The following is a 24,453-nucleotide window of genomic DNA, read 5'->3' as shown; positions in this document are numbered from 1 at the left end:
TTATTATTGACGTTTTGCTGTTCGGTTTTCAAGGTTCAATTTGTTTCTCGCTCATTTGCGACTTGATTAATATAACACGCTCGTAAAAACGCGTCAACACTTTAGCGGAAACTTTTACAACTTTATTATAACAGAAAATTCTAAAAGTTAAATTACAAAACAGTTACAATTTTGAAAGGGAATCGGCTCTTTACATTGAAGGTTTTGTCAGCGCTGTTCTGAAATTGAAAAACGTCGGTTAAAAAGCCTCCTCTTCATTTTCCAGCTCGCTGCTTTTGGCCTGGCTTCTTTTCCGGTTCGCTTGGGTTTCCATTCTAATGACTTCCCTTACACAAAAAAATCCGCCAGATTTCTGGCGGATTTTTCTTTAAGCGATAAATATAAAATATAGAAGGAAAATCACAAACAGCCCGTACATAATTGGGTGAACCTGTTTGCCTTTTCCTGCAACCAGCATCGTGATCGGATAAAAAATAAATCCGATGGCAATACCCGTTGCGATACTATAGCCAAGTGGCATCGCAATCATAGTCAGGAAAGCCGGAACTGCGACTTCGAATTTCGTCCACTCGATTTTTCCTAAGGCGGAAACCATCAGCACGCCCACAATGATCAATGCTGGAGCTGTGACAGCACTTGTAATCACTTCAAGAACAGGATAAAAGAAAATGGAAACCAGAAATAAGAATCCTGTAACTACTGCCGCAAAACCGGATCGTGCTCCAGCCGCAACACCTGAAGTCGATTCAATATATGAAGTGGTCGTGGATGTTCCGAAAATGGCTCCGCTCACTGTCGCAATTGAATCCGCCATCAATGCTTTACCGGCACGTGGAAGCTTGTTTTCTTTCATCAATCCGGCCTGGTTGGCAACCGCCACCAATGTACCGGCAGTGTCGAAAAAGTCGACGAACAAAAATGTCAGGACTATAACGAGAAACTGAATGTTCATCAAGGAGCCGAAGTCATTAAGTATGGGTTCCAGCGCAACCCCGAAAGTCGGGGCCATACTTGGCACGTTGAAGTCGACAATGGCACTCGGCAAGCTGACTACGTTGAATATCATTCCCACTACAGCGGCAATCAGGATTCCGAAAAAGATCCCTCCCTGCACGCCCCGTACCATGAAAATGACTGTGACAACCAAACCGAAGATTGCCAGCAATGCCGAACTGTTCGATAAATCACCCAATCCAACCAATGTATCCGGATTGCCTACGATGATTCCTGCGTTCTGCAACCCGATGAATGTAATATAAAGCCCAATTCCGGCACCTACGGCGTATTTTAACTGGGCAGGAATCGCATTGATAATCAGTTCGCGAAGACCGGTTAATGTAAGGGCAATAAAGATAAGCCCCGAAAATAAGACACCGGTTAAAGCGGTTTGCCAAGGAATTCCATAAGTCAATATAACCGTATAAGCAAAAAATGCATTCAATCCCATTCCAGGTGCAAGGGCAATCGGGTATTTGGCCAATATCCCCATTACCAGACACCCTACTGCAGCAGCCAAGGCTGTAGCCATGAAGACGGCTCCGTAATCCATTCGCATGGCATCCGGAAGATCCGGTACCGATTCCATGGTCAAAGTCAACGGGTTGACCACCAGGATATACGCCATAGCCAAGAATGTAGTTAAACCACCAATAAATTCACGGCGGTAATTTGTTCCCAGTTCTTCAAACTGAAAATACTTTTTCATAATGATTCCTCCGAATGCCAGCGTATACGTTCCGCAACATAAAAACGCACACGGCAATATGCCGTATGCGTTCGATTTCCTCTTCACTTCCCGCAAAGAGACTTCCCTTGTAGCAGTGGGAAATAAAATCGTAGTCAAGTTATTTACGGTAACTCGGTAGAAACTTTCGGGCCATATCCCCGATACTATACGACAGGCTTATTTGATTTCATATCGTAATATAACATGATTTTGCATGGTACACAAGACGAAACACGAACAATTATCCATTTAAGTTAAGTAAAGTTCGTAAAAAAGCCATTAAGCAAGTATTTCTGCTTAATGGCTTTTGAAAAACTCTGTTATTCCCACTCGATGGTTGCAGGCGGCTTGCTCGTGATATCATACAGAACGCGATTAATGTAATCTACTTCGTTGACGAGTCGGACGCTGATTTTCTCCAATACATCCCACGGAATGCGGGCCCAGTCAGACGTCATGCCGTCGATGGAAGTAACCGCGCGGATGCCGATGGCGTAATCGTATGTGCGGGCATCTCCCATGACTCCGACACTGCGGATATCCGGCAGCACGGTGAAGTATTGCCAAATATCGCGATCGAGTCCTGCTTTGCTGATTTCATCGCGCAGAATCCAATCTGATTCGCGGACGATCTCCAGCTTCTCTTCCGTTACTGCTCCCATGATGCGGATGCCGAGGCCAGGTCCCGGGAACGGTTGGCGCCAGACGATTTCATCCGGCATGCCAAGTTCTGTGCCAAGAACCCGCACTTCGTCTTTAAAAAGCGTATTCAAAGGTTCAATCAATTCGAACTGCATGTCTTCCGGAAGTCCTCCGACATTGTGGTGAGATTTAATGGTCTGAGCAGTGGTTGTGCCACTTTCAATAATATCGGTATACAAGGTGCCTTGTGCCAGGAAGTCCATGCCTTTCAGCTTGGAAGCTTCATCATCAAAGACATAAATGAATTCATTGCCAATGATTTTCCGCTTTTTCTCAGGATCCGTTACACCTTCCAGCTTTTTCATAAAACGGTCACGTGCATCGATTTTGATGACATTCATATGGAAGCCATCCGCAAATGTCTTCATGACGCTTTCCGCTTCCCCTTTACGCAGCAATCCATGATCAACGAACATACACGTCAATTGATCGCCAATTGCTTTGTGGATCAACACTGCAACGACCGAAGAATCCACACCGCCGCTTAATGCGCATAAAACCTTTTTGTCACCCACTTGCTCGCGAATCTTTTCAATTTCCAATTCAATATAATTTTCCATTGACCAATTGGCTTCCATGCCGCAAACGTCAAAAACGAATTGGCGAAGCAGTTCGTTGCCGTAAATGGAATGGCGTACTTCCGGATGGAATTGAACACCGTAAAAGCCGCGTTCTTCATCAGCCATCGCCGCAATCGGGCAGCCGGCGCTTGTTCCGGTTACATCAAATCCCGGAGGAGCCGCTGTTACCAAATCGCCATGGCTCATCCAGACAATCTGTTCTTCAGGCAATCCTTTGAACAAGGAATTTTCTTTTGTCAGCTTGAGTTCCGCTTTACCGTACTCACGGTTTTGTGCTTTTTCCACGTGGCCATCCAATCGCAGCGCCATCAATTGCATGCCATAGCATATGCCCAAAATCGGAAGACCCATTTCGAAAATCGCGCCATCAATCGAAAAGGCATTTTCATCATAGACGGAATTCGGTCCACCGGAGAAAATAATTCCCGTAGCGTTCATCTCTTTGATTTCCTGAGCAGTTACTGTATGAGGATGCAGCTCACTGTATACACCGATTTCCCGGATACGACGGGTAATCAGCTGGTTATACTGGCTTCCAAAATCCAAAACTACTATCTTCTCTTGTTCTTTTAACATCGGACTAACTGGCACACCTTTCACCTCTTCTATTCAATTCAGGACTCTAAATAACAAAAGAACGCGAAAATCATCCTCGCGTTCTCCTGCTCTACATCAAAAAAGCGAATGCACGCATACCAAAAGAGCATGCGGCATCCACCTTCATAGTCAAGTCATTTCCGGAGACTTGGTAGAGACATCCGATCCATATCACCGGACATATATGAGGGCACCTGGTATTTATAATTTTCTCAATTGTACAAGGTACATTGTTTAAAATCAACCGCTTGTAAGATTGATTAAATTTTCCCAACTTTCCTGCAGCTCTACCCATTTCACGTTTTCAGCTTCCCCTCCGTACAAGGCTTGCTCATAAGCTGTCGTCAATCGGCTCATATCCTTGGTTCCGAAAAACGAATCAACATAAGACGCATACGACCGCAAAGTTTGTCCCTCGGCCCGTCTGATGCCGTACAAGTCCAATTGCTTCAACAACCTCAAATATGCCTTTTCAAACGAGGAACTGCCGCCTCCGCGTATCCGATAATAAGGAATCAGCAGTTTTGGCATCCATTTCTGCCTGTATCGATACAGCAGCAGGATCAGTGTACCGACACCGATCAAACTCCATATCAATTTCCCCAGATTCTCTTTTATAAACAGAAGCACCCGCTCCCCTGGAGAAGGGCCGCTTTGGCCAGCAGCTGTGCTGTCACCTTCTGTTTCTTCCTGCATTTCAGGTTGAGGACTGTCCGGCATCTCAGAATCAGCCGGCTCGGTTGGATCAATTTCCAAATCGAAGTCGACGGATGCAGAGCCTGTAAAGCCGATGGTCGGCTCAAAAAGCATCCATCCGACACCCGGCATATAGGCTTCCACCCAGGAATGGGCATTGTTGTTCGTTACCTGATATACCGTCAACCCATCGTTTGTATTCAGTTCCTCTCCTTGGTTGAAACCTTTTACCCAGCGTGCGGGAATATCGATCGCCCTGAGCAGGACAACCATCGAAGTTGAATAATTATCACAGTACCCCCGCTTTGTTTCGAATAAAAACTGATCGACGTAGTCTTGATTTTCCGCAGGAACCGGAATGTCGGTATTGCTGTATTCAAAGCCGTTGTTGCTGAAATAACTTTCAATGGCACGGGTTTTGTCATAAACACTGGTGGAGCTTTCCGTTATTTCTTCCGCCAGATCCCTCACACGCTGCGGCAGCTCAGCGGGCAACTGGCGATAACGGTCAAATTCAGCAGGCAACCGGGCCAGATCCTCCATGGTTGTATTGCGCAGAGCCGTTAAACTGTAAGAAGGTTCACTGAACGTAACTTCATACACATCCGGTTCGACCACTTCCCCTCCCCGAAACGTTTCAAAGCGCTGAATCGCCGTGTTGTATTGGTAATTGAGGGGCTGTTCCGTTACAAATGACTCAGTGCCGTATGGATAAAGGACAAATGGGAAATCCTGATCCATGGCCAGCAGAGCTGTTTCCGCTTCTTCCGGAGTACCCGGGGAAAAACCGGTATTCACCGTTTGGCCATTGCTGTAGACAATCGATTCGCCGACGTTACCGGCCGAGATCCAACCTTTTGTCGTATAGGTATCTTTTGACTCGATTTTCCAGTACTGGCCCGACTCTACTTCCGCTCTGAAAACCGGCGTGCTGTCTCCGATGAACGAACCGCCTAATTGCGTGTCGTCCACGCCATATCCAATCCTTCCCACAGAAGCTGTTCCGCTCCCGTCCCCACTTCCCCCTTGTCCTGAAAGCGAAGTGATGAAAGGTACAGGATCCGGCCATACCGGATCGGCTTTAGGCAAATACAAAGCCATCGCTGCCGAAGCGGCAATCATAGCAAACAGTGGAACGATGAATACCGCCAGTTTTTCCATCTGCAGAACAATCCGGTGGCTTTCCGTCCACCTGGCCAAATGCAGCAGCCCGGCCAATAACAAGCCGATTACCATGATCCGGATAATGGCCGTGTTCCCTGCATAAGGACTGAATGTATCCAAAACCGCTATGAACACTACCGTCAGCAGGTAAAACAGGAATATGCTGAGTCTGTAATTCACCCAGTAATGAATCAGATAGACAGCCATCCACAGCAGTGTGAAAAACAATAGAGTCCGAAAGACATCTGTTGTTTGCGCCCAGTTCTGGGAAGCCAGGGCTTGGAAGTTTTGCCTGCTGTCCTCCCATAAGAAAGACAGTGATTCGCCAGTGAAAAAGACGGCCCCTGTGTAGACATAAACGATAAACCACAGAATATAGAGGATTTTGACAGTTCCCGAAATCCACCACGGCACTTTTAAAAATGCCATCAGCAAAGCGACAGCAATAAAAATCAAAAAGAGTGGCCGGTGCCCCGTATTCGTCAATACAACAACGGGAGTCAGCCATTCCGCCAACAGAAAAAAGACCAATATATACAAACAAGCCATAAAAACTTTATTGTTTCGAACAGGCATCACGACCGCCCCACCTCCGTAAAGACACTGGCAAAAGTTTCAGGCCAAATGGTTCTGACAACAATTCCTTTTGAGCGGACAAATTGATGGACCGTGGCCTCTTCTTCCGATAACTTTTCACCTTTTCTCATGACGATCAGGCACATGCAGTTGCTCAGGCGCTGGCTGTTTCGTTGAATGGCTTCCACCATTTCGACGGTCAGCCGACTTGTTACATACAATAGGGTGGAAGCCTGGATGACCTGAAGATTTTTGTTGCTTATTTCATTGAAAGAGCGGGTCAGATCCGGCTGGACTTTGGCTAAATGGTACATGACACGCTGAAAGTTTTCTTCTGTTTGGATAAGCGGAAAATAATCCAGCGATTCACCCACCGACAGATAAGCCACACTCGAATTCGAGCGGACAACTGATTGCAGGATGGAAGCCACCAATTCAACCTGGAGTTCAAACTTTTCTGAAGGTGTCCGGTCGTCCAGTAAAAAAAGGTCCTGTGACTGGCGGTCCTCAAACTCTTTGGTCCGCATGGTCTGGGTCCTGGCAAACGATTTCCAGTGAATCCAGGATACACGATCTCCCGGCCGGTAATCCCTTAATCCCGAGGCCATTGTCGTATCTTTAACCAATGTAAAGGGTGCGGCCATCGCGCCTTGATCATATCTGGATTCCATCGGACGGTACGGAATCTCAACCGTATTCGGATAAACCAGAACCGTCTGCTGCAACGGCACAAGCCGCTTTTTTTTGACCCAGCCGAAAAAATCGGCAATCTCCACCTCCACCCCTTCCAGGATATGTTCACCTCTTGGCATATCATCAATTTCGTATTCCCATCTGTAGGAGGTTCTAAATCCCGGTATGATCATGTTCCGGTGATTTCCTGCCAAACGTTTTCTCAACGCAGGCGAAGTCGTCTGTTCCTGCACAATGGTATAAAGCAAAGGAAAAGGGATCTTGCGCCGCAAAGTCACGGCAGCGGCGAACTTATTGCCGTTCCGAATCTGGGTTGCCTGCACATCTCTCAACAGTTGTATGTCGGTCAGCGGATAAAAAGTAAGCAATAAAGAATATACAATAAACGGCAATGCCATATAAAAGATGAACCAACTGACAAATCCACCCTGGAACATGGCGTACGAAAAGGTCAAAACAAGGAGGAGCAATACAAAAAGCAGCCTCCCCCACAACTCCATCATTCTTTTCAGCTTGTTCATTGGCCTACAAGCCTTTGAACAGGCACACGGGTTTTAGCCAAAATACGGGCTGTTATTTCTTCGGCGGTAATGCCATCATAGCGGGCTTCCGAACGCAGCATAATGCGATGGCCAAAAACAAATTTCGCTAAATACTGCACATCGTCCGGGGTAACGAAATCGCGCCCCTTTAACAGCGCATACGACTGGCAGGCTCTCATCAAAGCGATGGACCCACGCGGGCTGACCCCCAAGTAGACATACGAATCAGTACGGGTTTTTCTTGCCAGTTCTACTATATAATTGCGGATGGTCTCGTCCACTTTGACAGTTTTCACTTGTTGCTGCAGTTTTATGAGCTCTTCCAATTCGATGACCGACTGCAGCTCTTCAATGGGAGCAACCGCCTGGACGCGAGCCAATACTTCCATTTCTTCTTTCGGCGTCGGATAGCCCATTTTCACTTTCAGCAGAAAACGGTCCAACTGGGCTTCCGGCAAAGGGTACGTTCCTTCATACTCAATCGGGTTCTGAGTGGCCATCACAAAGAAAGGTTGCGGAATTTGCATGGTGACACCGTCAATGGTCACGGAAGCCTCTTCCATTGCTTCCAACAGTGAGGATTGCGTTTTAGGGGAGGTACGGTTGATTTCATCGGCCAACACAATGTTGCCCATAATAGGGCCAGGCCTGAAATGGAATTCCATGTCCTTCGGATTGTAAATGGAGATACCGATTACATCAGATGGCAGCAGGTCCGGAGTAAACTGAATGCGTTTAAAATCTGCCCCCACCGATTTTGCCAATGCTCTGACCAGCATCGTCTTCCCGACTCCAGGCACGTCTTCCAGCAGAACATGCCCTTGTGACAACATGGCCACGATGCTCAATTCGGCGATATCCCGTTTACCGATAATCACTTTTTCTATATTGTCAATCACTTTATTCAACTGGTCTTTTGCTTCCATTCCATCTCCCCCTCAATGCATGTAAAAAGCATTCGAAATTATCGGATTCTTATCATTAGAATAACGAATTCCGGTTCATAACTCAACTTTGTCGGCGCAAAGGGTATTTATGCCCAAAAGAAAAACAGGGCTTTAAAAAGCCCCGTTTGTCTTACTTTTTCCAGAAGTCATCGAATACCGTGACCGGCAGATGGCGTTTGTGCTGTGTGCGCAAATAATGCCCTTCCAATATCTCCTGCGAATCTTTTGGTATTTCTTTGCCTTCCAGATAATCGTCAATCATGTCATAGGTCAGCCCCAGGGCGACTTCGTCCGGAATCGCCGGCTTGTCCGCTTCAAGATCGGCAGTCGGGATTTTTGTGTACAGATGTTCGGGGCTGCCAAGTTCTTTTAACATGGCGCGGCCCTGCCGTTTGTTCAAACGGAACAGCGGTGTAATATCAGCTGCTCCATCTCCGTATTTGGTATAAAATCCGGTGATGGCTTCTGCTGCATGATCCGTTCCGATGACTACGGCATTTTCCATTGCCGCAATTGAAAACTGCACTTTCATCCGTTCACGGGCTTTTTCGTTCCCTTTGACAAAGTCACTCAGGGCAATCCCCGCCTCAGCCAAAGCCCGTTCGCTGGCATCTACAGCTCCTTTGATATTCACTGTGTAGGTTTTTGTCGGATTGATGAACTTCAGTGCATCCTGCGCGTCGTCTTCATCAAATTGCTCGCCGTAAGGTAAACGAACCGCGTAAAAACCGTATGTTTGCTCACCCGTTTCTTCATTCAATTCGTCTACAGCCATCTGAGCCAATTTACCGGCCAGCGTGGAATCCTGCCCTCCTGAGATTCCCAGCACAAAACCTTTCAGAAACGAATGTTTCACTAAATACTCTTTTAAAAATGAAATCGTCCGTTCGATTTCTGCTGCGGGATCGATGGACGGCGAAACTTTCAATTCTTCGATAATTTGTTGTTGTAAAGTCGTCATGGAACTCCTCCTAACCTTTTAGTTCAGTGATCGCTTCTTTTACTTCCTGGATGTTCCGCATTTTGTTGTCCCAGCATTTCTGGCTTAAATCGACCGGATATTCTTCGGGATTCAGTGATCGCTTGTATTCTTCCCAAAGCAACCCAAGATTGCTGTATGCGTATTTCTGAATTTCCGGCAAAGGCGGATTTTCATAGATCACTTCGCCTTTTTTGATGACCTGCTGGTGGATGTTTACTGCATCAAAATTCGAGACAAACTTCGAGACAAAAGTATGAATCGGGTGGAACATCTTTAAGTGATCTTCCGAAGCGGGATCTTCATCCTGCATGGTAATGTAATCACCTTCTGACTTTCCATTTTCCCTATCTATAATCCGGTAAACGTTTTTCAATCCGGGAGTCGTCACTTTCTCGGCATTCCCCGAGATTTTGATGGTATCCTCCATTTCACCGTGTTCATTTTCAATTGCCACGATTTTGTAGACAGCACCAAGTGCCGGTTGATCATATGCGGTGATCAGTTTTGTCCCGATCCCCCACGAGTCGACACGGGCTCCTTGTGCTTTCAGGTTTAAAATCGTATATTCATCCAAATCATTGGAAACAACGATTTCTGTCTCTGTAAAGCCGGCTGCATCCAGCATTTTGCGTGCTTCTTTCGACAGGAAAGCAATGTCTCCGCTGTCGAGACGGATCCCCAGAAAGTTGATCTTATCTCCCAGTTCTTTTGCCACTTGAATGGCAATTGGCACGCCTGATTTCAACGTGTCGTATGTATCGACCAAAAACACGCAATCTCTGTGCCGCTTTGCATAGGCATGAAATGCTTCATACTCGTTCTTGTAGGCTTGCACAAGCGAATGGGCATGGGTCCCCGCTACTGGAATACCGAATTTTTTGCCGGCACGGACATTGCTTGTCGCTTCCAGGCCGCCGATATATGCTGCCCGCGTTCCCCAGATGGCTGCATCCATTTCCTGAGCACGCCGTGTACCAAACTCCATCACTCTTTCATCCTGAACAATCTGTTTGATGCGGCTTGCTTTTGTTGCGATAAGGGTCTGATAATTGACGATATTGAGCAATGCTGTTTCGATTAATTGCGCTTCTACGAGCGGGGCTTCAACACGGATCAGCGGCTCGTTCTGAAAAACCAGCTCCCCTTCTTTTACCGAGTATACATCACCTGTAAAACGAACCGTCTTTAAATATGCGAGAAAATCGTCTTCATAGCCGACTTCATTTTTGAGATAAGCAAGATCTGAATCCGTGAACCGAAAACCTTTTAAATAATCCAGTATCCGTTCCAGCCCTGCAAAAACAGCAAAGCCATTGCCGAATGGAAGCTTTCGGAAGAACAATTCAAAAACTGCTTTTCTTTCATGCATGCCATCCGCCCAATAAGCCTCCGACATATTGATCTGGTATAAGTCCGTATGCAGTGCCAAGCTGTCATCTGAATATTTCCCCATAAAAATCTCCTTCTCCAAGAAACCGTAATTTCTATAATTATACACTAAATTTTCTGCTGAAAAACCTTCTATATAAGTTGAACTAATAATCTTTAGTAATCGATATTCCGCAAAACAGCTCCGCTTGCGGGCCCACAGGATGTGGGTCATGCAATAGGCGCGACAGGACGTCGCGCTGCCTATTGCCAAAACCCGTGCTCCTGTCTCTGCATCGCTTNTCCGCTTGCGGGCCCACAGGATGTGGGTCATGCAATAGGCGCGACAGGACGTCGCGCTGCCTATTGCCAAAACCCGTGCTCCTGTCTCTGCATCGCTTCGCTAGCTTCGAGACATGAAAGGGCGTTGCATCGCTTCGCTAGCTTCGTCGCCAAGAGTTGCCCTCGCAAGCTTCAGCCAACTCTTGGCTCGCGCTGAGCTAACTCGGGCTTAACGCCCGAGTGGATCTCACCACTTCGCTTGGTCCCCTGGGCGTCCTCGCTGTTTTGCTCCATCTCTTTAGTGACTTCTCTCAGCGTCGAAGCGTTAGATAAAGGATAATTCTTTTGTTCAACTTAAATATCATTATAGTTGTGCTTTTACAGGCAATTTTCAGCCCTCAGTGCATTTCATTGACAATAGTACTGTAATATGCGATAATAACTCAGTTAACAAATAAGGTAGCTGGTAGATTTTGATAATCTGGCATTCTACGTAATGTTTTTGAGAATACTTATTCACACTGGCGCGATTTCAGGATCGCAAGGACGTAAAAGAAGGTAGGGTTTACGTTGCTTAAGTTAGAAAACCTCCAGTGGAACAATGACCGCGGCACAGAAAGTTAATCCTTTCAATGGAAATGATTCCCCGAATCTTCGGGTTGAAAAATTGAGTCAAAACTATTAAATGTTACCTTAAAAAACAAAGGGATGTCCTCAACTTGAGGGCATCCCTTTTCCAATGGCTTATAACTTATACATTCAGGGAAGTCGCTTTTTCTTCCTGACGGTTTAAATAATCGGTAACGGCTCCTCTGGAAGAGCAGGTGACGTTGTGTGCATATTTTCCAAGGGCGCCTTTTTTATGAAGCGGTGGTGCGACCCACGCTTGACGACGCTCTTCCAGTTCCGCATCTGATACATCCATGAAAATTTCCTGGGTATCAGAGTCAATCGTGACCATATCGCCTTCTTTCAATAAAGCGATTGGACCGCCAACCTGCGCTTCCGGTGCAATATGCCCGACGACCAAGCCGTGCGTTCCGCCTGAGAAACGGCCGTCTGTCAGAAGAGCTACCGTTTCGCCCATTCCTTTTCCGACCAGGATGGCTGAAATCGACAGCATTTCCGGCATTCCCGGACCGCCTTTTGGTCCTACGTAACGAATCACCAAAACGTCTCCGTCATTGATTTTATTGTCCATTACTGCAGCTGTCGCTTCTTTTTCTGTATCAAAGACGCGTGCTGGGCCTGTATGGCGCTTGACTTTGACGCCGGACACCTTGGCTACCGCCCCTCTAGGAGACAGGTTCCCCTTCAAGACAATCAATGGACCGTCTTTGCGCTTCGGATTGTCAAACGGCATGATAACTTTTTGGCCTTCCTGCAAAGTAGGTGCGTCTTTTAAGTTTTCCGCCACTGTCTTGCCGGTGACCGTCATGCAATCGCCATGCAAGTATCCCGCTTCCAGCAGCATTTTCATGACTGCCTGAACTCCGCCGACACGGTGAAGATCCTGCATGACATATTGTCCGCTCGGTTTCAAATCAGCCAGATGCGGCACTTTCTTTTGCAACCGGTTAAAGTCGTCAATCGTCAAATCGACTTCCGCCGCATGGGCAATCGCCAGCAAATGCAGGATGGCGTTGGTCGATCCACCAAGTGCCATAACAACCGTGATGGCATTTTCGAACGCTTCTTTTGTCATGATATCTTTCGGGTAAATCCCCTGCTCCAGCAAATTATAAACTGCTGCGCCCGCATTGGCACAGTCAGCCAGCTTTTCTTCCGACTCTGCCGGGTTGGAAGAACTGCCTGGCAAACTCATTCCCATCGCTTCAGCTGCAGACGCCATTGTGTTGGCTGTGTACATGCCGCCGCATGAACCGGCTCCAGGGCAAGCGCCGCATTCGATTTTACGGAGCGTATCATCATTGATAGCGCCATTATTGTGTTGCCCCACTCCTTCAAACACAGAAACGATGTCGATGTTTTGGCCATTGTGGACACCGGGAGCAATAGTCCCACCGTAAACGAAGACAGCCGGCACTTCTGAATTGGCAATGGAAATCAAACAGCCGGGGATGTTTTTATCGCATCCACCGATTGCCACTAATCCATCCAGGCTTTCTGCACCTACTACGGTTTCAATCGAATCTGCAATAAGGTCACGACTCGAAAGTGAATACTTCATGCCTTCTGTTCCCATGGAAATTCCGTCAGAAACGGTGATGGTATTAAAGATGAACGGTACGCCTCCCGCTTCTCTTGCCCCTTTTTTCGCACTGACTGCTAAATCATGAATATGTATATTGCACGGAGTCACTTCACTCCACGTACTTGCCACACCGATCATCGGCTTTTTAAAATCCTCGTCGGTTACCCCCACTGAACGAAGCATCGCCCGGTTCGGCGCCTTCATCGCCCCTTCGCTGAAAACTTTACTGTTGATGCGCAAATCTTTTGTCATAAGGTATCCTATCCTTTCTTTTCTATTATTATAGAACAGATTTATCAGAATTCAATGAATAAAAAAATTTATTTCATCAAATTCTTCAGGCTGTTAAAGAACTTTCATATGTAATCGGTTTCACTTCTGTTCTTCACCCTGTTCGGGAAACAAACTTCTTTTACCGGCCAAGTGACCGGAAAGGCTGATAATTTCGTCCAGCCATACAAAAAATGGCGACTGGAAATTCCGCCGCCACTTTCTGTCTCAGGATTCTTTGTTTAAAGGAGCCGGATCAACTTTCAAAGGAAAAGCTGATTCCGCCTGTGGTTGTTCCTGTTCCTGTTTGGCGTCCGCTGTTTCTTTCTGCAAAGATTTAAACAGCGATACGCTCATCAAAATCAATATCAGCGTAAACGGAAGCGCTGCCACCAAGGAAGCCGTCTGAAGGCCTTTCAATCCACTGCTAACGATAAGCACTGATGTAATTCCCGCCATCAGGACACCCCAAATGACTTTCACTCCTGTCGACGGGTTCAAATCTCCGTCTGTAGACATCATCCCTAGTACGAATACCGCCGAATCGGCAGATGTGACAAGAAAGATGACAATCAACAAAAGCATGATCACCGATAAGAAAGTATAAAAAGGAAATTCCTGCAGTAATACGAATATAGCGGTGGTTACGTCCTGAGAAACTGCTACGGACAAAGCTTTTTCTTTGAATAAATCCAGATACAGACCCGTTCCTCCGAAGATTGCCATCCAGACAAAGCCGATGACAGGCGGTACGATCATGACGCCGAGCACGAATTCACGAATTGTTCTGCCTCTTGAAACCCGGGCAACAAAAGAACCGACAAATGGCGACCAGGCAATGACCCAGGCCCAATAAAAAACTGTCCAATCATTGACCCATGACTCTCCTGTATACGGCGTCAAAAAGAAGCTCATTCCGATAAAATTCTGAAAATAATCACCCAATCCCACGATAAAACTTTCCACGATAAAAGTTGTCGGACCTCTGAACAGGAAGAAAACCATCAGCGTAAGCACAAGCAACATATTGGTCAGACTAAGAATCTTGATCCCTTTATCAATTCCGGTTGTCGCGGAGATTAAGTACAGCACCATGATGGCAGCAACGATGCCAACCTGCACAGCTGCATTGTTCGGAACATCAAAGACATAATTCAATCCCCCGCCAATCTGCATCACGCCCATGCCGATCGAAGTGGATACTCCAATGATTGTGGCAATAATGGCAAGCACAGCAATCGAAAATTTCAAGCGGCTTCTGCCTTTTTTCGGTAAGACATCTGTAATGGTTTCGCTGATTGTTCCTTTGCGATTGTGACGATATTGAAAATAAGAGAGAGCCAGACCGACAACTGCAAAGACGGACCATTGATGGATGCCCCAATTGAAAAATGAATAATGCATGGCCGTTCTTGCTGCGTCCGCAGTTTGAGGCTCCATCCCTGCTACAGGAGGAGTGGCGAAATGAGTCAATGGCTCTGCAACACCCCAAAATACAATCCCCACTCCAAACCCGGCACTGAACAGCATACTGATCCAGGTAAAAAATGAAAACTCCGCTTTTTCATGGTCTTTTCCGAGGCGGATATTGCCGTATTTGCTGATTGCCAGGTACAAGCAAAACAAAACGAAAGCTGCCACACTGACAAGGTAGAACCACCCGAAACCATTGCTCGTAAAGGCGAAAACAGCAGAAGCATAGGTTGAAAGAGTGCCGGGGGACAACGCGCCCCAGATAGTGAACAACGCGATAAACAGCGCTGAAACTTTAAAAGTTTTATTGTTATAAGATACACGTTTCGGGTTATTCTCCATATAGATGTCCCCTTCTCCGTTAAAATCAACAAGCAATTATTCTACGCTGGCTTCCATGCTTTACTGGCCGGATAATTTAAAGCAAACGACTTTCGGCTCCGTCATTTCCTGGATGGAAAACTTGATGCCTTCCCTTCCTAGTCCTGATTGTTTGACACCGCCAAACGGCATGGCATCAATTCGATAATCGCTGCTGTCATTGATCATGATGCCGCCGACATCCATTTTCGCAATCGCTTTATGCGCCTGATCGATGTCTTTGGTGAAGATTCCGGCCTGCAGTCCGTACTCCACTCCGTTGGATAACTCGATGGCTTCGTCCAGATCGGTGACGGAGTACAGCAGCACAACCGGCCCGAAAATCTCTTCTGTCGCCAACGTGCAATCTTCGGGTACATCCGTTAAAACGGTTGGAGCATAAAAGGCCCCGGTGCGTTCTCCCCCGGTCAGTAAGGAAGCCCCTTTTTCAATCGCTTCATTGACCAGATTCTCTACTCTTACGGCTTCTTTTTCAGTAATCAACGGTCCCATATCAGTCAGTTCTGACTGTTTATCTCCAACGAGATAGCCTGCGGCCTGCTCGATGAATTTTTCCATAAATAAATGGAAGACACTTTGCTGAATATAAATCCGTTGAACACCGAGACAGTTTTGCCCGGCTGCCCAAAATGCCCCTGAAACGCTGGAATCGACGGCATCGTCCAAATCAGCATCCGGCAGCACAATGACCGGTGAATTGGAACCGAGCTCCATGCCGATTTTTTTCAAGCCGGCTTTGCGCATGATTTCTTCGCCTGCTTCCAAGCCGCCGGTGAACGTAATCATCCGCACTGCGGGATGTGTGACCAATGCATCGCCGATTTCACGGCCGTGTCCCGTAATGACGGACAACACCTTTGAAGGCAGGCCGGCTTCTGCAAACGCTTCTGCCAAAAGCAGCGCACTGAGCGGTGTCACCGTGGCCGGCTTCACGATGATTGCATTGCCCGAAGCGATTGCCGGTCCGATTTTGTGCGCCACCAGGTTAAGCGGATCATTGAAAGGCGTAATGGCACCGATGATGCCAATCGGAAAGCGGTAGAAATAGCCGACACGGTTCTCGCTGCCGGGCGATTGGTCAAAAGGAATCGTTTCGCCATGGATGCGGCGTGCTTCTTCAGCACTGATGCGCAATGTCTGAATGGCCCGGCCGACTTCCTTTCTGGATTCACGAATCGTTTTGCTGCTTTCAGATGCAATCGTCCGGGCATATTTCTCGCTGTTCTGCTCAATATAATCGGCAGCAGCGTAGATTACTTTCATTCGTTGGTGCACAGGCATGGCAGCTGCAATTTTCGCACCCTGCTTCGCCTGCTCGATGCATTCGAGCATATCTTCGGCTGTTGCAGCAGGTACTGTACCGATGATGCTGTTGTCTTGAGGGTCACGAACTTCAATAACCCGTTCGCTGTTGACCCATTGTCCTGCAAGAAACATCTTTTGGCCTTTGAGATGAGTAGTCATACGATTACCGCCTTTGCTTCAGGATAGTTTTACTGCCTTTTTTTCACGGGAAATGGTGATCAGGTCGATCAATAAGGAAAAACCGGTTTCGACTTTTCCCGCCCCCGCACCGCTCAACGTAACTGGACCCAATAAATCCGTCTCGTACGTGATTGCATTGATGGCACCGTGAACAGAAGCGAGCGAATCCGCCAGATCGACTTTTTCCGGAGCGATGGAAGCAATCACTTTATCTCCTTCTTTACGGGCTTTTGCCAATAGCTTCCACCTTTTCCCTTCCCTTTTCGCTTCTTCAATGTCTTGGAGTGTGATATCCGTAATTCCTTTACAGAATACTTCTTCTACCGTTAAAGGGATTTTCATCACATAATTCGCCAGAATGACGATTTTATACCGCGCATCATAACCTTCCACGTCACTTGTTGGATCAGCTTCTGCATAGCCGAGTTTCTGTGCCTGCTTCAAAGCTTCTTCATACAAGATGCCTTCTGTTTCCATTTTCGTCAGGATATAGTTGGTCGTCCCATTCAGGATTCCACGGATTTCCGTGATGTCGTTTCCGGCTAATGTTGCAACCGGCATACGGAGTGCCGGCGTTCCACTCATGACCGTCCCTTCAAATCCCCAGTGCACTCCATGCTTGTCAGCGAGTTCCGCGAGTTCCCTGTAAGCCAGAGCCACAGGACCTTTGTTTGTCATCACGACATTCTTGCCAGTTTCAAACGCCGTTTTGCAATGGTCGATCGCCGGTTGTCCGGTTTTGACGTCCGTGAAAGACACTTCGATGATTGTATCCGCATTTGTTTTACGAATGGTTGTCAAACTGTCCCATCCTGTCACCAGGCCTGGAGTGTGCGGGTAATTTTCCAGATTCCCCGTTTCTTTTAGAACGTTTAACGCTGTATCAATATCGAGTCCGTTCGGATGATAAATCGAACCTTTCATCAAATCTGAAATAGCGACAACTTCCGCTTCAAATTCTTCTCCTTTTTTTAAAGCTTCTTTTTTATCGCGAAGAATTTCAGCCAACCCTTGACCCACTACGCCAAATCCGATGAACGCCAGTTTATGAACCATGATTTTCCACCTCTAACTTTTCTTTATTTGGTGAATGAATTTCGTATGTCAGAAAATTGATTGCGGTTTGAGCGAGAATTGCTGTTCCGATCGGCAAGCAATTTTCATTAATGTCAAAATTGGGTGTGTGCAAATCCCGTTGTGTTCCATCGTCAGGCGCACAGCCTAAAAAAAACATTGATCCCGGAATTTTCTGAGTGACATATCCAAAATCTTCGCCCCCCATTCCAAACGGGCGGCGGACGATCCGCATATCCGGGTAAACCTCATCGATTGTTTTCGTAAACAATCCGTTGATGGCCGGACTGTTAATCAGTGCCGGCTCACCTCTTTGAATGTTTAGCATAAATTCGCCGCCAAGATTTTCCACAATCGAAAATGCATTTTCTATTTCCAATGCCAGCAAGTCACGGACTTCTGCTGAATAACTGCGAATAGTGCCTTCGATCTGCACTTCCGTCGGTATGATATTGCTTGCTGTTCCTGCATGGATTTGGCCGATGCTGATGACAGCCGGCTCCAGAGCTGATACCTTTCTCGCCACGATTCCATGTAACGCCTGCAATACCGGCCCGAGCATCCAAGTCGGGTCTGTCCCGAGTTCCGGATAAGCTCCGTGTCCACCGGTACCTTTTATAACACCTTGAAAAACGTCTGTATTTGCCATGCTGTAGCCATCGCTTATTTGCGCATCACCGACTGGCAGCCATGGGCACATATGGAGAGCAAGCGCCACATCCACTCCATCATAAACCCCGGCTTGAATCAGGTAAGGAGAACCTGAGAGCCCTTCTTCATCAATGGTTTCCTCAGCAGGCTGGAAGATGAATTTCACCGTCCCGCGCAGTTGATCTTTTTCAAAATATTCCCCCAGCAATTGAGCCACGCCGAGCAATATAGCGGAATGCGCGTCATGGCCACAAGCATGCATGACACCATCATTACTCGAACGATAATCGCATTCGTTCTGTTCCTGCATCGGCAAAGCATCAATATCGGCCCGTATAGCAATGGTCGGACCTTTCCCGGCCTTCAATGTACCGACTACACTGGTCGATAGCCCCAGTCCTGTTTCCACTTCCATGCCGTCGATTTGTTTCAGAACTTCCGCAATATATCGGGAAGTCCCGAACTCCTGAAAGCTGAGTTCGGGATATTGATGAAATGCACGACGCCATTCAACCAGCTTACTGGACAAGCTGTTGGCCTGTCCGACTAAAGGATGGACTTTTGACATTACCTGCATTCACCTCAACTCTTGGTCTCATTACACCTTCAAAGCGCTTTCGACATGCTTGAACGCCTGTTCAAAATCGGCAATGATGTCTTCGATGTCTTCGATGCCACATGACACACGGATCAATCCTTCCGGAATGCCCATTGCAGCCCGCTCTTCCGGTGTACATTCCACATGGCTTGTTGTACGGGCAGGCCCGACCGTCGTTTCAACTGCACCCAGGTTCGCTGCACGGTTGACGTACTGCAGCTTCGGCAAAAGATCCCGGACAGTGTCAACTCCTCCTTTTACTGCAAAACTCAGCATACCGCCGAAATCTTTCATTTGTTTTTTGGCGATATCATGATTCGGATGCGTTTCAAGTCCTGGATAAAATACGTCTTCCACCAGTTCTTTTGTCTGCAGGTATTTGGCAAGCGCCATTGCGTTTTTGCCTTGTTCACGGACGCGGAGATGGAGTGTTTTCATCCCGCGCAAAGTTAAATAAGCTGCCATTGGATCCATAGTAGCGCCATTGATTTCACGGTAATGGTAAACCTGCTCAACCAACTCATGAGATCCGACCAGTACACCGCCAAGCGCATCTGCGTGCCCGCCAAGGAATTTCGTAGCACTATGGATGACCAGATCCACTCCAAGCGCCAGCGGATTTTGATTGATCGGTGTGCCGAATGTATTGTCAATGATGACGAGAGCTCCTGCTTCGTGTCCGGCTTTTGCCATTCGTTCAATATCAGTAATTTTAACTGTCGGGTTGGTCGGTGTTTCCAGGTAAAGGATTTTACAACCTTTTGCCACTTCCTCTTCAATTGCTTCGTGATTCCCTGTTTCAGCCAGTGACACTTCGATGTTTTGGCGCGGAAGGAATTCCGTAAAGATTTTGTTAGTGCCGCCGTACGTATCTTTTACTGAAACAATCCGATCGCCCGGCAATAGGAAAGTCGCTAACGTGTTGCTGATGGCTGCCATTCCTGTGGAAAAACTTGTGGCAGCTTCTGCCCCTTCAAGAATCTTCACCTTGTCTTCGAACGCCTGGACTGTCGGGTTGGTGTTGCGGCCGTAAATATGCCCTTTTTTCTTGCCGGTTGCAACGTCATACCATTCGTCCATGTCGTCGTATGTGTAAGCGACGCTCAACACTACTGGCACTTGGGAAGCACCGTGCACCAGATATTCTTTTTCTCCTGCCCATACCGCTTTTGTTCCTGTTTGTATGTTTTTATGTGTCATAAGACCACTCCTCTTAGTTTTTTGAAAAAGCCTGGTTGTTTCCGATTTCCATCCCGATATTCCGTTCCGTCATTTCCTTGTGTGCAAACAAAGCGATTGCGGTGTCCTGGACACCCGTTCCGGTCAAATCGCATATTGTAATTTGGCGATCGTCATCTCTGCCTCTGGCGCGTCCCGAGGTAATGTCCCCAAGCTCAATGACCGCTGTATCGTCCTTCAGCAAGCCGCTTTCCAGCGCATGATGCAATTCACCGAGCCGCGCACATTGTGCTTTCGTGTCGCAGACAACTTTGTCGGCAATCACCAGCACTTCGGCTTCCAGCTCTTGTTTTGATTCCGCATCAGAGCCCATCGCTGTAATGTGAAGGCCCGGATGCAGCCATTCCGCTTTGACAAGCGGTTCTTTTGCAGGGGTCGTGGTCACCACCAAATCGCTGTTGCGGACCACTTGTTCAGCGCTTTCCATTACTTGTACTTCTATATTCAATTGTGCTGCCATTTCTTCTGCGTAGTTGCGGGCCCGCTCAGCTGACCTGGCATAGACAAGCAGTTTGCTGAAATTCCTGACAAGGGCCACTGCTTTTATCTGGAGGCGGGCCTGGCTTCCTGCACCGATGACGCCGACTGTTTCGACTTTATCGCGGGCCAGGTGCTTTGCCACCACCGCTCCCGCAGCAGCGGTCCGGACTTCAGTCAAGTATCCATTATCCAAAAGCAGTGCCTGCGGAATCCCTGTCTGCGTACTGATCAGCATCATCAGGCCGCTGCCGCTCGGCAAGCCGAGTTTATAGTTATCAAAAAACCCTGATGACACTTTGATGGCAAACATGTCTTTCCCTTTTACATAGGCGGATTTGATGTCCACTTCACCATTGTGGTCATCGATGTCCACTCTCATGATCGGCGGCATAATGGCGTTGCCGCTTGCCAACACAGTGAAAGCCTCTTCGATGACAGCAACAGAGTCGCCGTTCAGCTTCACGAATTTCTGAAGTTCCTGTTCTGTAAAAACCAGCACGATTTGCTGCACCTCCTGAGACACCATCTAATAGTCAACTAAAGCCCCGTCTTTGATGAACAATTCCCTCGGCAGTTTGGCAAACGTCTCGCATCCTGTCTCTGTAATATAGAACGATTCGCTTACTTCGAATCCGGAACTGTCGAACCACATGCCCGGGATCATATGGAAAGCCATATTCGGCTGCAGAATGGTTTTGTCCCCTTTGCGGATGCTCGCTGTGTGTTCGCCCCAATCAGGGGGATAGCTCAAACCGATCGGATATCCGAGCCGCGACTCTTTTACATGGCCGCTTCTCTCAATTGTCTTTCTCCATGTTTCTTCCACTTCTTCCAACGCAATGCCCGGCTTTATCATATCCAGGCAGGCATTCAAGCCTTCGACCGTAATATCGGCAAGTGCCTTTAACGTGTCGCTCGGCCGCCCGATATTCACCGTACGTGCAAGAGGCGCATGGTAACGGCGGTAGCAGCCTGCCAACTCCAATATGACCGTTTCTCCGAATTTATAGCGCTGGTCTGTCCAAGTCAGGTGTGGAGTGGAAGTCTTTTCTCCTGAAGGAAGCAAAGGCATGATGGCCGGATAATCTCCGCCATGCTCCGCTGTGCCAGTAACTTGGGAATGAAGGATTTTTGCCGCCACATCGCACTCCCGGACGCCTTCGCCGATCAGGTTGATGCCATCCATCATCGCTTTTTCAGCAAATGTGCCGGCAATTTTCATATAGTCGATTTCCTGATCTGATTTTATGAGCCGAACCCAATTCACCAGAGTTGAAGCATCTTTGAAATCGGCGTTGGGCAACCCTTTTTTCAATTCCTCATAGCAGCGTGCCGTAAAATAGTAATTCTCCATTTCTACACCGACAGACCGCTTGTCCTGGCCAATCTGTTTCAGCACATCGGCGATAAAGCTCATTGGATGCAATGTATCGGATTGAACATAGTAATCGGGATAGGGAATAATATTGTCATGGTAAAGCCACGTGGTAAGTTTCGCTGCATTCGCATCCATTGTCCGGCCCACCCAAATCGGCTGGTCTTCATCGTCGATGACAATCAGCATTTGATGAACATAGAAAGACCATCCATCGTATCCCGATAAATAATTCATGTTCGAAGGATTCGTGATAAGCAGTACTTCGATTCCTTTTGAAGCCATCCGTTCTTTCGTTTTCCGGATTCTTTCCTGGTATTCTTTCGTTCCAAATGACATGGACAATTTCCCTCCTTGATTACTTTTCAAATTTTCGGAATACTTGATCCGTACTTGTATTGTAGTCCTTCAGCTTTTAAACTTTCATCCGTTATTCTGTATGAAGAATAAAAATGATTTTAGACAAAATATCTAAAAAGTCTAATAATTCCCAAACGAAAAACCGTCGTGAAGACCGGTACTCACCAGTTTCATGACGGTTTCTTATTTTCTGGGTCAGTTGGCGTTCCCTGACATACCAATTTTCCAGGTTTTGATGCTCAAATCCAGTAAAAATAAATCATCGGGATCCACCAAGGACAATCCCGTCAATGATTCGATTTTACGGAGCCGGTAAAGAAGCGATTGCCGATGCAGATTCAGAGCTCTTGATGTTTGGCTGACATTGCCGTGGTACTGATTGTATGCAATGAATGTACCGATCAAATCCATCTGCCGCTGCTCGTCATAACGGACCAGCGGTTCAATCGTCGATGTGATGATATCTTTCATTTCTTCGTTTTTCGTCAACGTCAGCAGGATACGGTCAACCCGTGTGTTTTCATATAATGTCCGCTGACCCTTGCCTTTTTTCCGCCTGCCAATACTGAGTGCCAGCAATGCATGCTGGTAACTTTGAGCCAAGCCCTGGAATCCTTCAACATAGTCCCCGATTCCCCAGGAAATGACAACTTCCGGCAACAGATTTCTCAGCCGCCGGTCAACAAGATCCAGGAAGTTGAGTTTATTTTCGTGTTCAGCAACCGGTGGTTTTTCCAAATAAATCAGCAAATTTTCCCCTTGATAAGTAAACATGATTTCCCTTTTCAATGATTTTGCTGCATACAGAATTTCCTCTTCGATATAACGCACCATACTCTCAGTCCATTGTGTAAAGGAATCATACTCCCGTTTCCGCTTCTCAAACAGTTCTTTGAAGTTTTCGGGATAACCGATGATGCAGGTGTACGGCAACTGCAAGTCATACCCAAGCATTTTGGCCCTTGAATTCGCTTCGTCTGCAGTAGTGAAACTGCCTTTGGCCAGTTCATGGACAAAATCACTCCGCATACTGATTTTCGTCGCTTCGATGGCATTTTGTCTTGATAACCAAAGAGAAATCGTTGTCGCCGCATGTTCCAGTACATTCATCCGGTATACTGTCAAATACGACTCGATCGATATATCAGCCGGCAGGATGACGAATATATAGCCTTGAGGACCGCCAATTGCCTGGAAAATCGGAATTTGCAGCAGCTTGTGATCAGCTGTATCGACAACCCGTAATTTTTGCGCCATGGGATCCTGGCTCGCTATATGCTGTTCCTTTGATAAAGGGACAATGCCTTCCAGCACATAATTCTGCCACTTATCGATAAATGCATGAGAATGGCCGTTGGTTTCCTGGATGGAGCCTCTCCGATCAGTAATAACAATTGGAAAACCGATATGCCGCTGGATATACTTCGAAATGGTTTTCAACTCGGAATTATTCAAAATCAGCATCAGCAGCTCTTGCTGTGCTTTTTCCGATTTGGTCCGGTCTTTATGATGAATGTCGTTAATATCTTTCATCACCGCTTCTATGATGGTGGCGAAACGTGTTTCCCATGGAATTTCAATCAGGATAAAATCATTTGCTTCCGCCAGCTCGATAACCTCTTTCGGAATATCATACACGTGCCTTCCTACAGCGATCATCAATGCCGAGGCCTCGGAATTGATCACATCCGACACAAACGAACGGAATGCCTCTACATCGTGACGGCACCCGATTGCCGTCGTCAATACGAGTTCGTTTTTACGGACAAAATTTTCGACAGGCATTTCGATGACAGACACCCATTGAACCGGTCGATCACTAAGGAATTCCTTTCCTGCCACCACCCGCACATTCTTTAATATCTCATATTGCAATACATCCTCCATTGACAGACTCATGCCATCCCCCCAAACATCATTCAACTATATTCTGGATAATTTGCGTCCATTATAACATTCGTCTCTGCTTGAGAGGAGAAGAAAAGCAGAAAGCAAA

At 47.1% G+C, this 24,453-nt stretch carries 16 protein-coding genes and 2 riboswitches; all 16 genes read right to left on the bottom strand.

The genetic code is table 11. From position 1 onward, the window contains the following. Nucleotides 1-367 precede the first annotated feature (367 nt). The 16 genes from EEX84_RS11860 to EEX84_RS11785 all read right to left on the bottom strand — a co-directional run bounded on the left by EEX84_RS11860 (nucleotide 368) and on the right by EEX84_RS11785 (nucleotide 24,356). Nucleotides 368-1,705: an NCS2 family permease gene (locus EEX84_RS11860; RefSeq protein ID WP_123165855.1), complete on the bottom strand. Its 1,338-nt coding sequence runs from the start codon at nucleotides 1,703-1,705 to the stop codon at nucleotides 368-370. A 111-nt stretch (nucleotides 1,706-1,816) separates the two neighbouring features. Next, nucleotides 1,817-1,918, bottom strand: a riboswitch (purine riboswitch). A 128-nt stretch (nucleotides 1,919-2,046) separates the two neighbouring features. Further along, nucleotides 2,047-3,585, bottom strand: a complete 1,539-nt coding sequence (gene guaA / locus EEX84_RS11855; protein ID WP_123165854.1) for a glutamine-hydrolyzing GMP synthase — start codon at nucleotides 3,583-3,585, stop codon at nucleotides 2,047-2,049. Between the two features lie 127 nt (nucleotides 3,586-3,712). Next, nucleotides 3,713-3,814, bottom strand: a riboswitch (purine riboswitch). A gap of 32 nt (nucleotides 3,815-3,846) precedes the next feature. Then, entirely contained in the window at nucleotides 3,847-6,042 is a 2,196-nt protein-coding gene (locus tag EEX84_RS11850; protein WP_240033972.1) for a DUF4129 domain-containing transglutaminase family protein, read from the bottom strand. Further along, the gene (locus EEX84_RS11845) at nucleotides 6,042-7,256 is read right to left on the bottom strand and encodes a DUF58 domain-containing protein (RefSeq protein WP_123165852.1); all 1,215 of its coding nucleotides are present in this window, start codon (nucleotides 7,254-7,256) and stop codon (nucleotides 6,042-6,044) included. The genes EEX84_RS11850 and EEX84_RS11845 overlap by 1 nt, the downstream gene beginning before the upstream one ends. After that, entirely contained in the window at nucleotides 7,253-8,203 is a 951-nt protein-coding gene (locus EEX84_RS11840) for an AAA family ATPase (protein ID WP_123165851.1), read from the bottom strand. Before EEX84_RS11840 ends, EEX84_RS11845 begins: the two co-directional genes overlap by 4 nt. 151 nt (nucleotides 8,204-8,354) lie before the next feature. After that, on the bottom strand, nucleotides 8,355-9,185 hold the full coding sequence (nadE, locus tag EEX84_RS11835; RefSeq protein WP_123165850.1) for an ammonia-dependent NAD(+) synthetase: 831 nt from the start codon (nucleotides 9,183-9,185) through the stop codon (nucleotides 8,355-8,357). Nucleotides 9,186-9,195: 10 nt separating this feature from the next. Further along, on the bottom strand, nucleotides 9,196-10,659 hold the full coding sequence (locus tag EEX84_RS11830) for a nicotinate phosphoribosyltransferase (protein WP_123165849.1): 1,464 nt from the start codon (nucleotides 10,657-10,659) through the stop codon (nucleotides 9,196-9,198). 948 nt (nucleotides 10,660-11,607) lie between these two features. After that, a complete protein-coding gene (ilvD, locus tag EEX84_RS11825) occupies nucleotides 11,608-13,323 on the bottom strand; it encodes a dihydroxy-acid dehydratase (RefSeq protein ID WP_123165848.1) in 1,716 nt (571 codons plus the stop codon). A gap of 246 nt (nucleotides 13,324-13,569) precedes the next feature. Further along, nucleotides 13,570-15,156, bottom strand: coding sequence for a BCCT family transporter (locus tag EEX84_RS11820; protein WP_123165847.1), 1,587 nt, complete (start codon nucleotides 15,154-15,156; stop codon nucleotides 13,570-13,572). A gap of 60 nt (nucleotides 15,157-15,216) precedes the next feature. After that, nucleotides 15,217-16,659 carry an aldehyde dehydrogenase family protein gene (locus EEX84_RS11815; protein WP_123165846.1) on the bottom strand — a complete coding sequence of 481 codons (1,443 nt, stop codon included), beginning with the start codon at nucleotides 16,657-16,659 and terminating at the stop codon, nucleotides 15,217-15,219. Between the two features lie 18 nt (nucleotides 16,660-16,677). Further along, nucleotides 16,678-17,736, bottom strand: coding sequence for a homoserine dehydrogenase (locus tag EEX84_RS11810; protein ID WP_123165845.1), 1,059 nt, complete (start codon nucleotides 17,734-17,736; stop codon nucleotides 16,678-16,680). Next, entirely contained in the window at nucleotides 17,726-18,973 is a 1,248-nt protein-coding gene (locus EEX84_RS11805) for a M20 metallopeptidase family protein (protein WP_123165868.1), read from the bottom strand. The genes EEX84_RS11810 and EEX84_RS11805 overlap by 11 nt, the downstream gene beginning before the upstream one ends. Nucleotides 18,974-19,003: 30 nt before the next feature. Next, a complete protein-coding gene (locus tag EEX84_RS11800; RefSeq protein ID WP_123165844.1) occupies nucleotides 19,004-20,203 on the bottom strand; it encodes a cystathionine gamma-synthase family protein in 1,200 nt (399 codons plus the stop codon). Nucleotides 20,204-20,216: 13 nt separating this feature from the next. Then, nucleotides 20,217-21,221, bottom strand: a complete 1,005-nt coding sequence (locus EEX84_RS11795) for a cyclodeaminase (RefSeq protein WP_123165843.1) — start codon at nucleotides 21,219-21,221, stop codon at nucleotides 20,217-20,219. Between the two features lie 27 nt (nucleotides 21,222-21,248). Then, nucleotides 21,249-22,436, bottom strand: a complete 1,188-nt coding sequence (locus EEX84_RS11790) for a M24 family metallopeptidase (RefSeq protein WP_123165842.1) — start codon at nucleotides 22,434-22,436, stop codon at nucleotides 21,249-21,251. Between the two features lie 216 nt (nucleotides 22,437-22,652). Further along, nucleotides 22,653-24,356, bottom strand: a complete 1,704-nt coding sequence (locus EEX84_RS11785; RefSeq protein ID WP_123165841.1) for a PucR family transcriptional regulator — start codon at nucleotides 24,354-24,356, stop codon at nucleotides 22,653-22,655. Nucleotides 24,357-24,453: the final 97 nt, after the last annotated feature.

It is taken from the genome of Planococcus salinus, from assembly GCF_003719725.1.
Classification (GTDB): domain Bacteria; phylum Bacillota; class Bacilli; order Bacillales_A; family Planococcaceae; genus Planococcus; species Planococcus salinus.
This window is presented reverse-complemented; position numbering and strand designations above follow the sequence as displayed.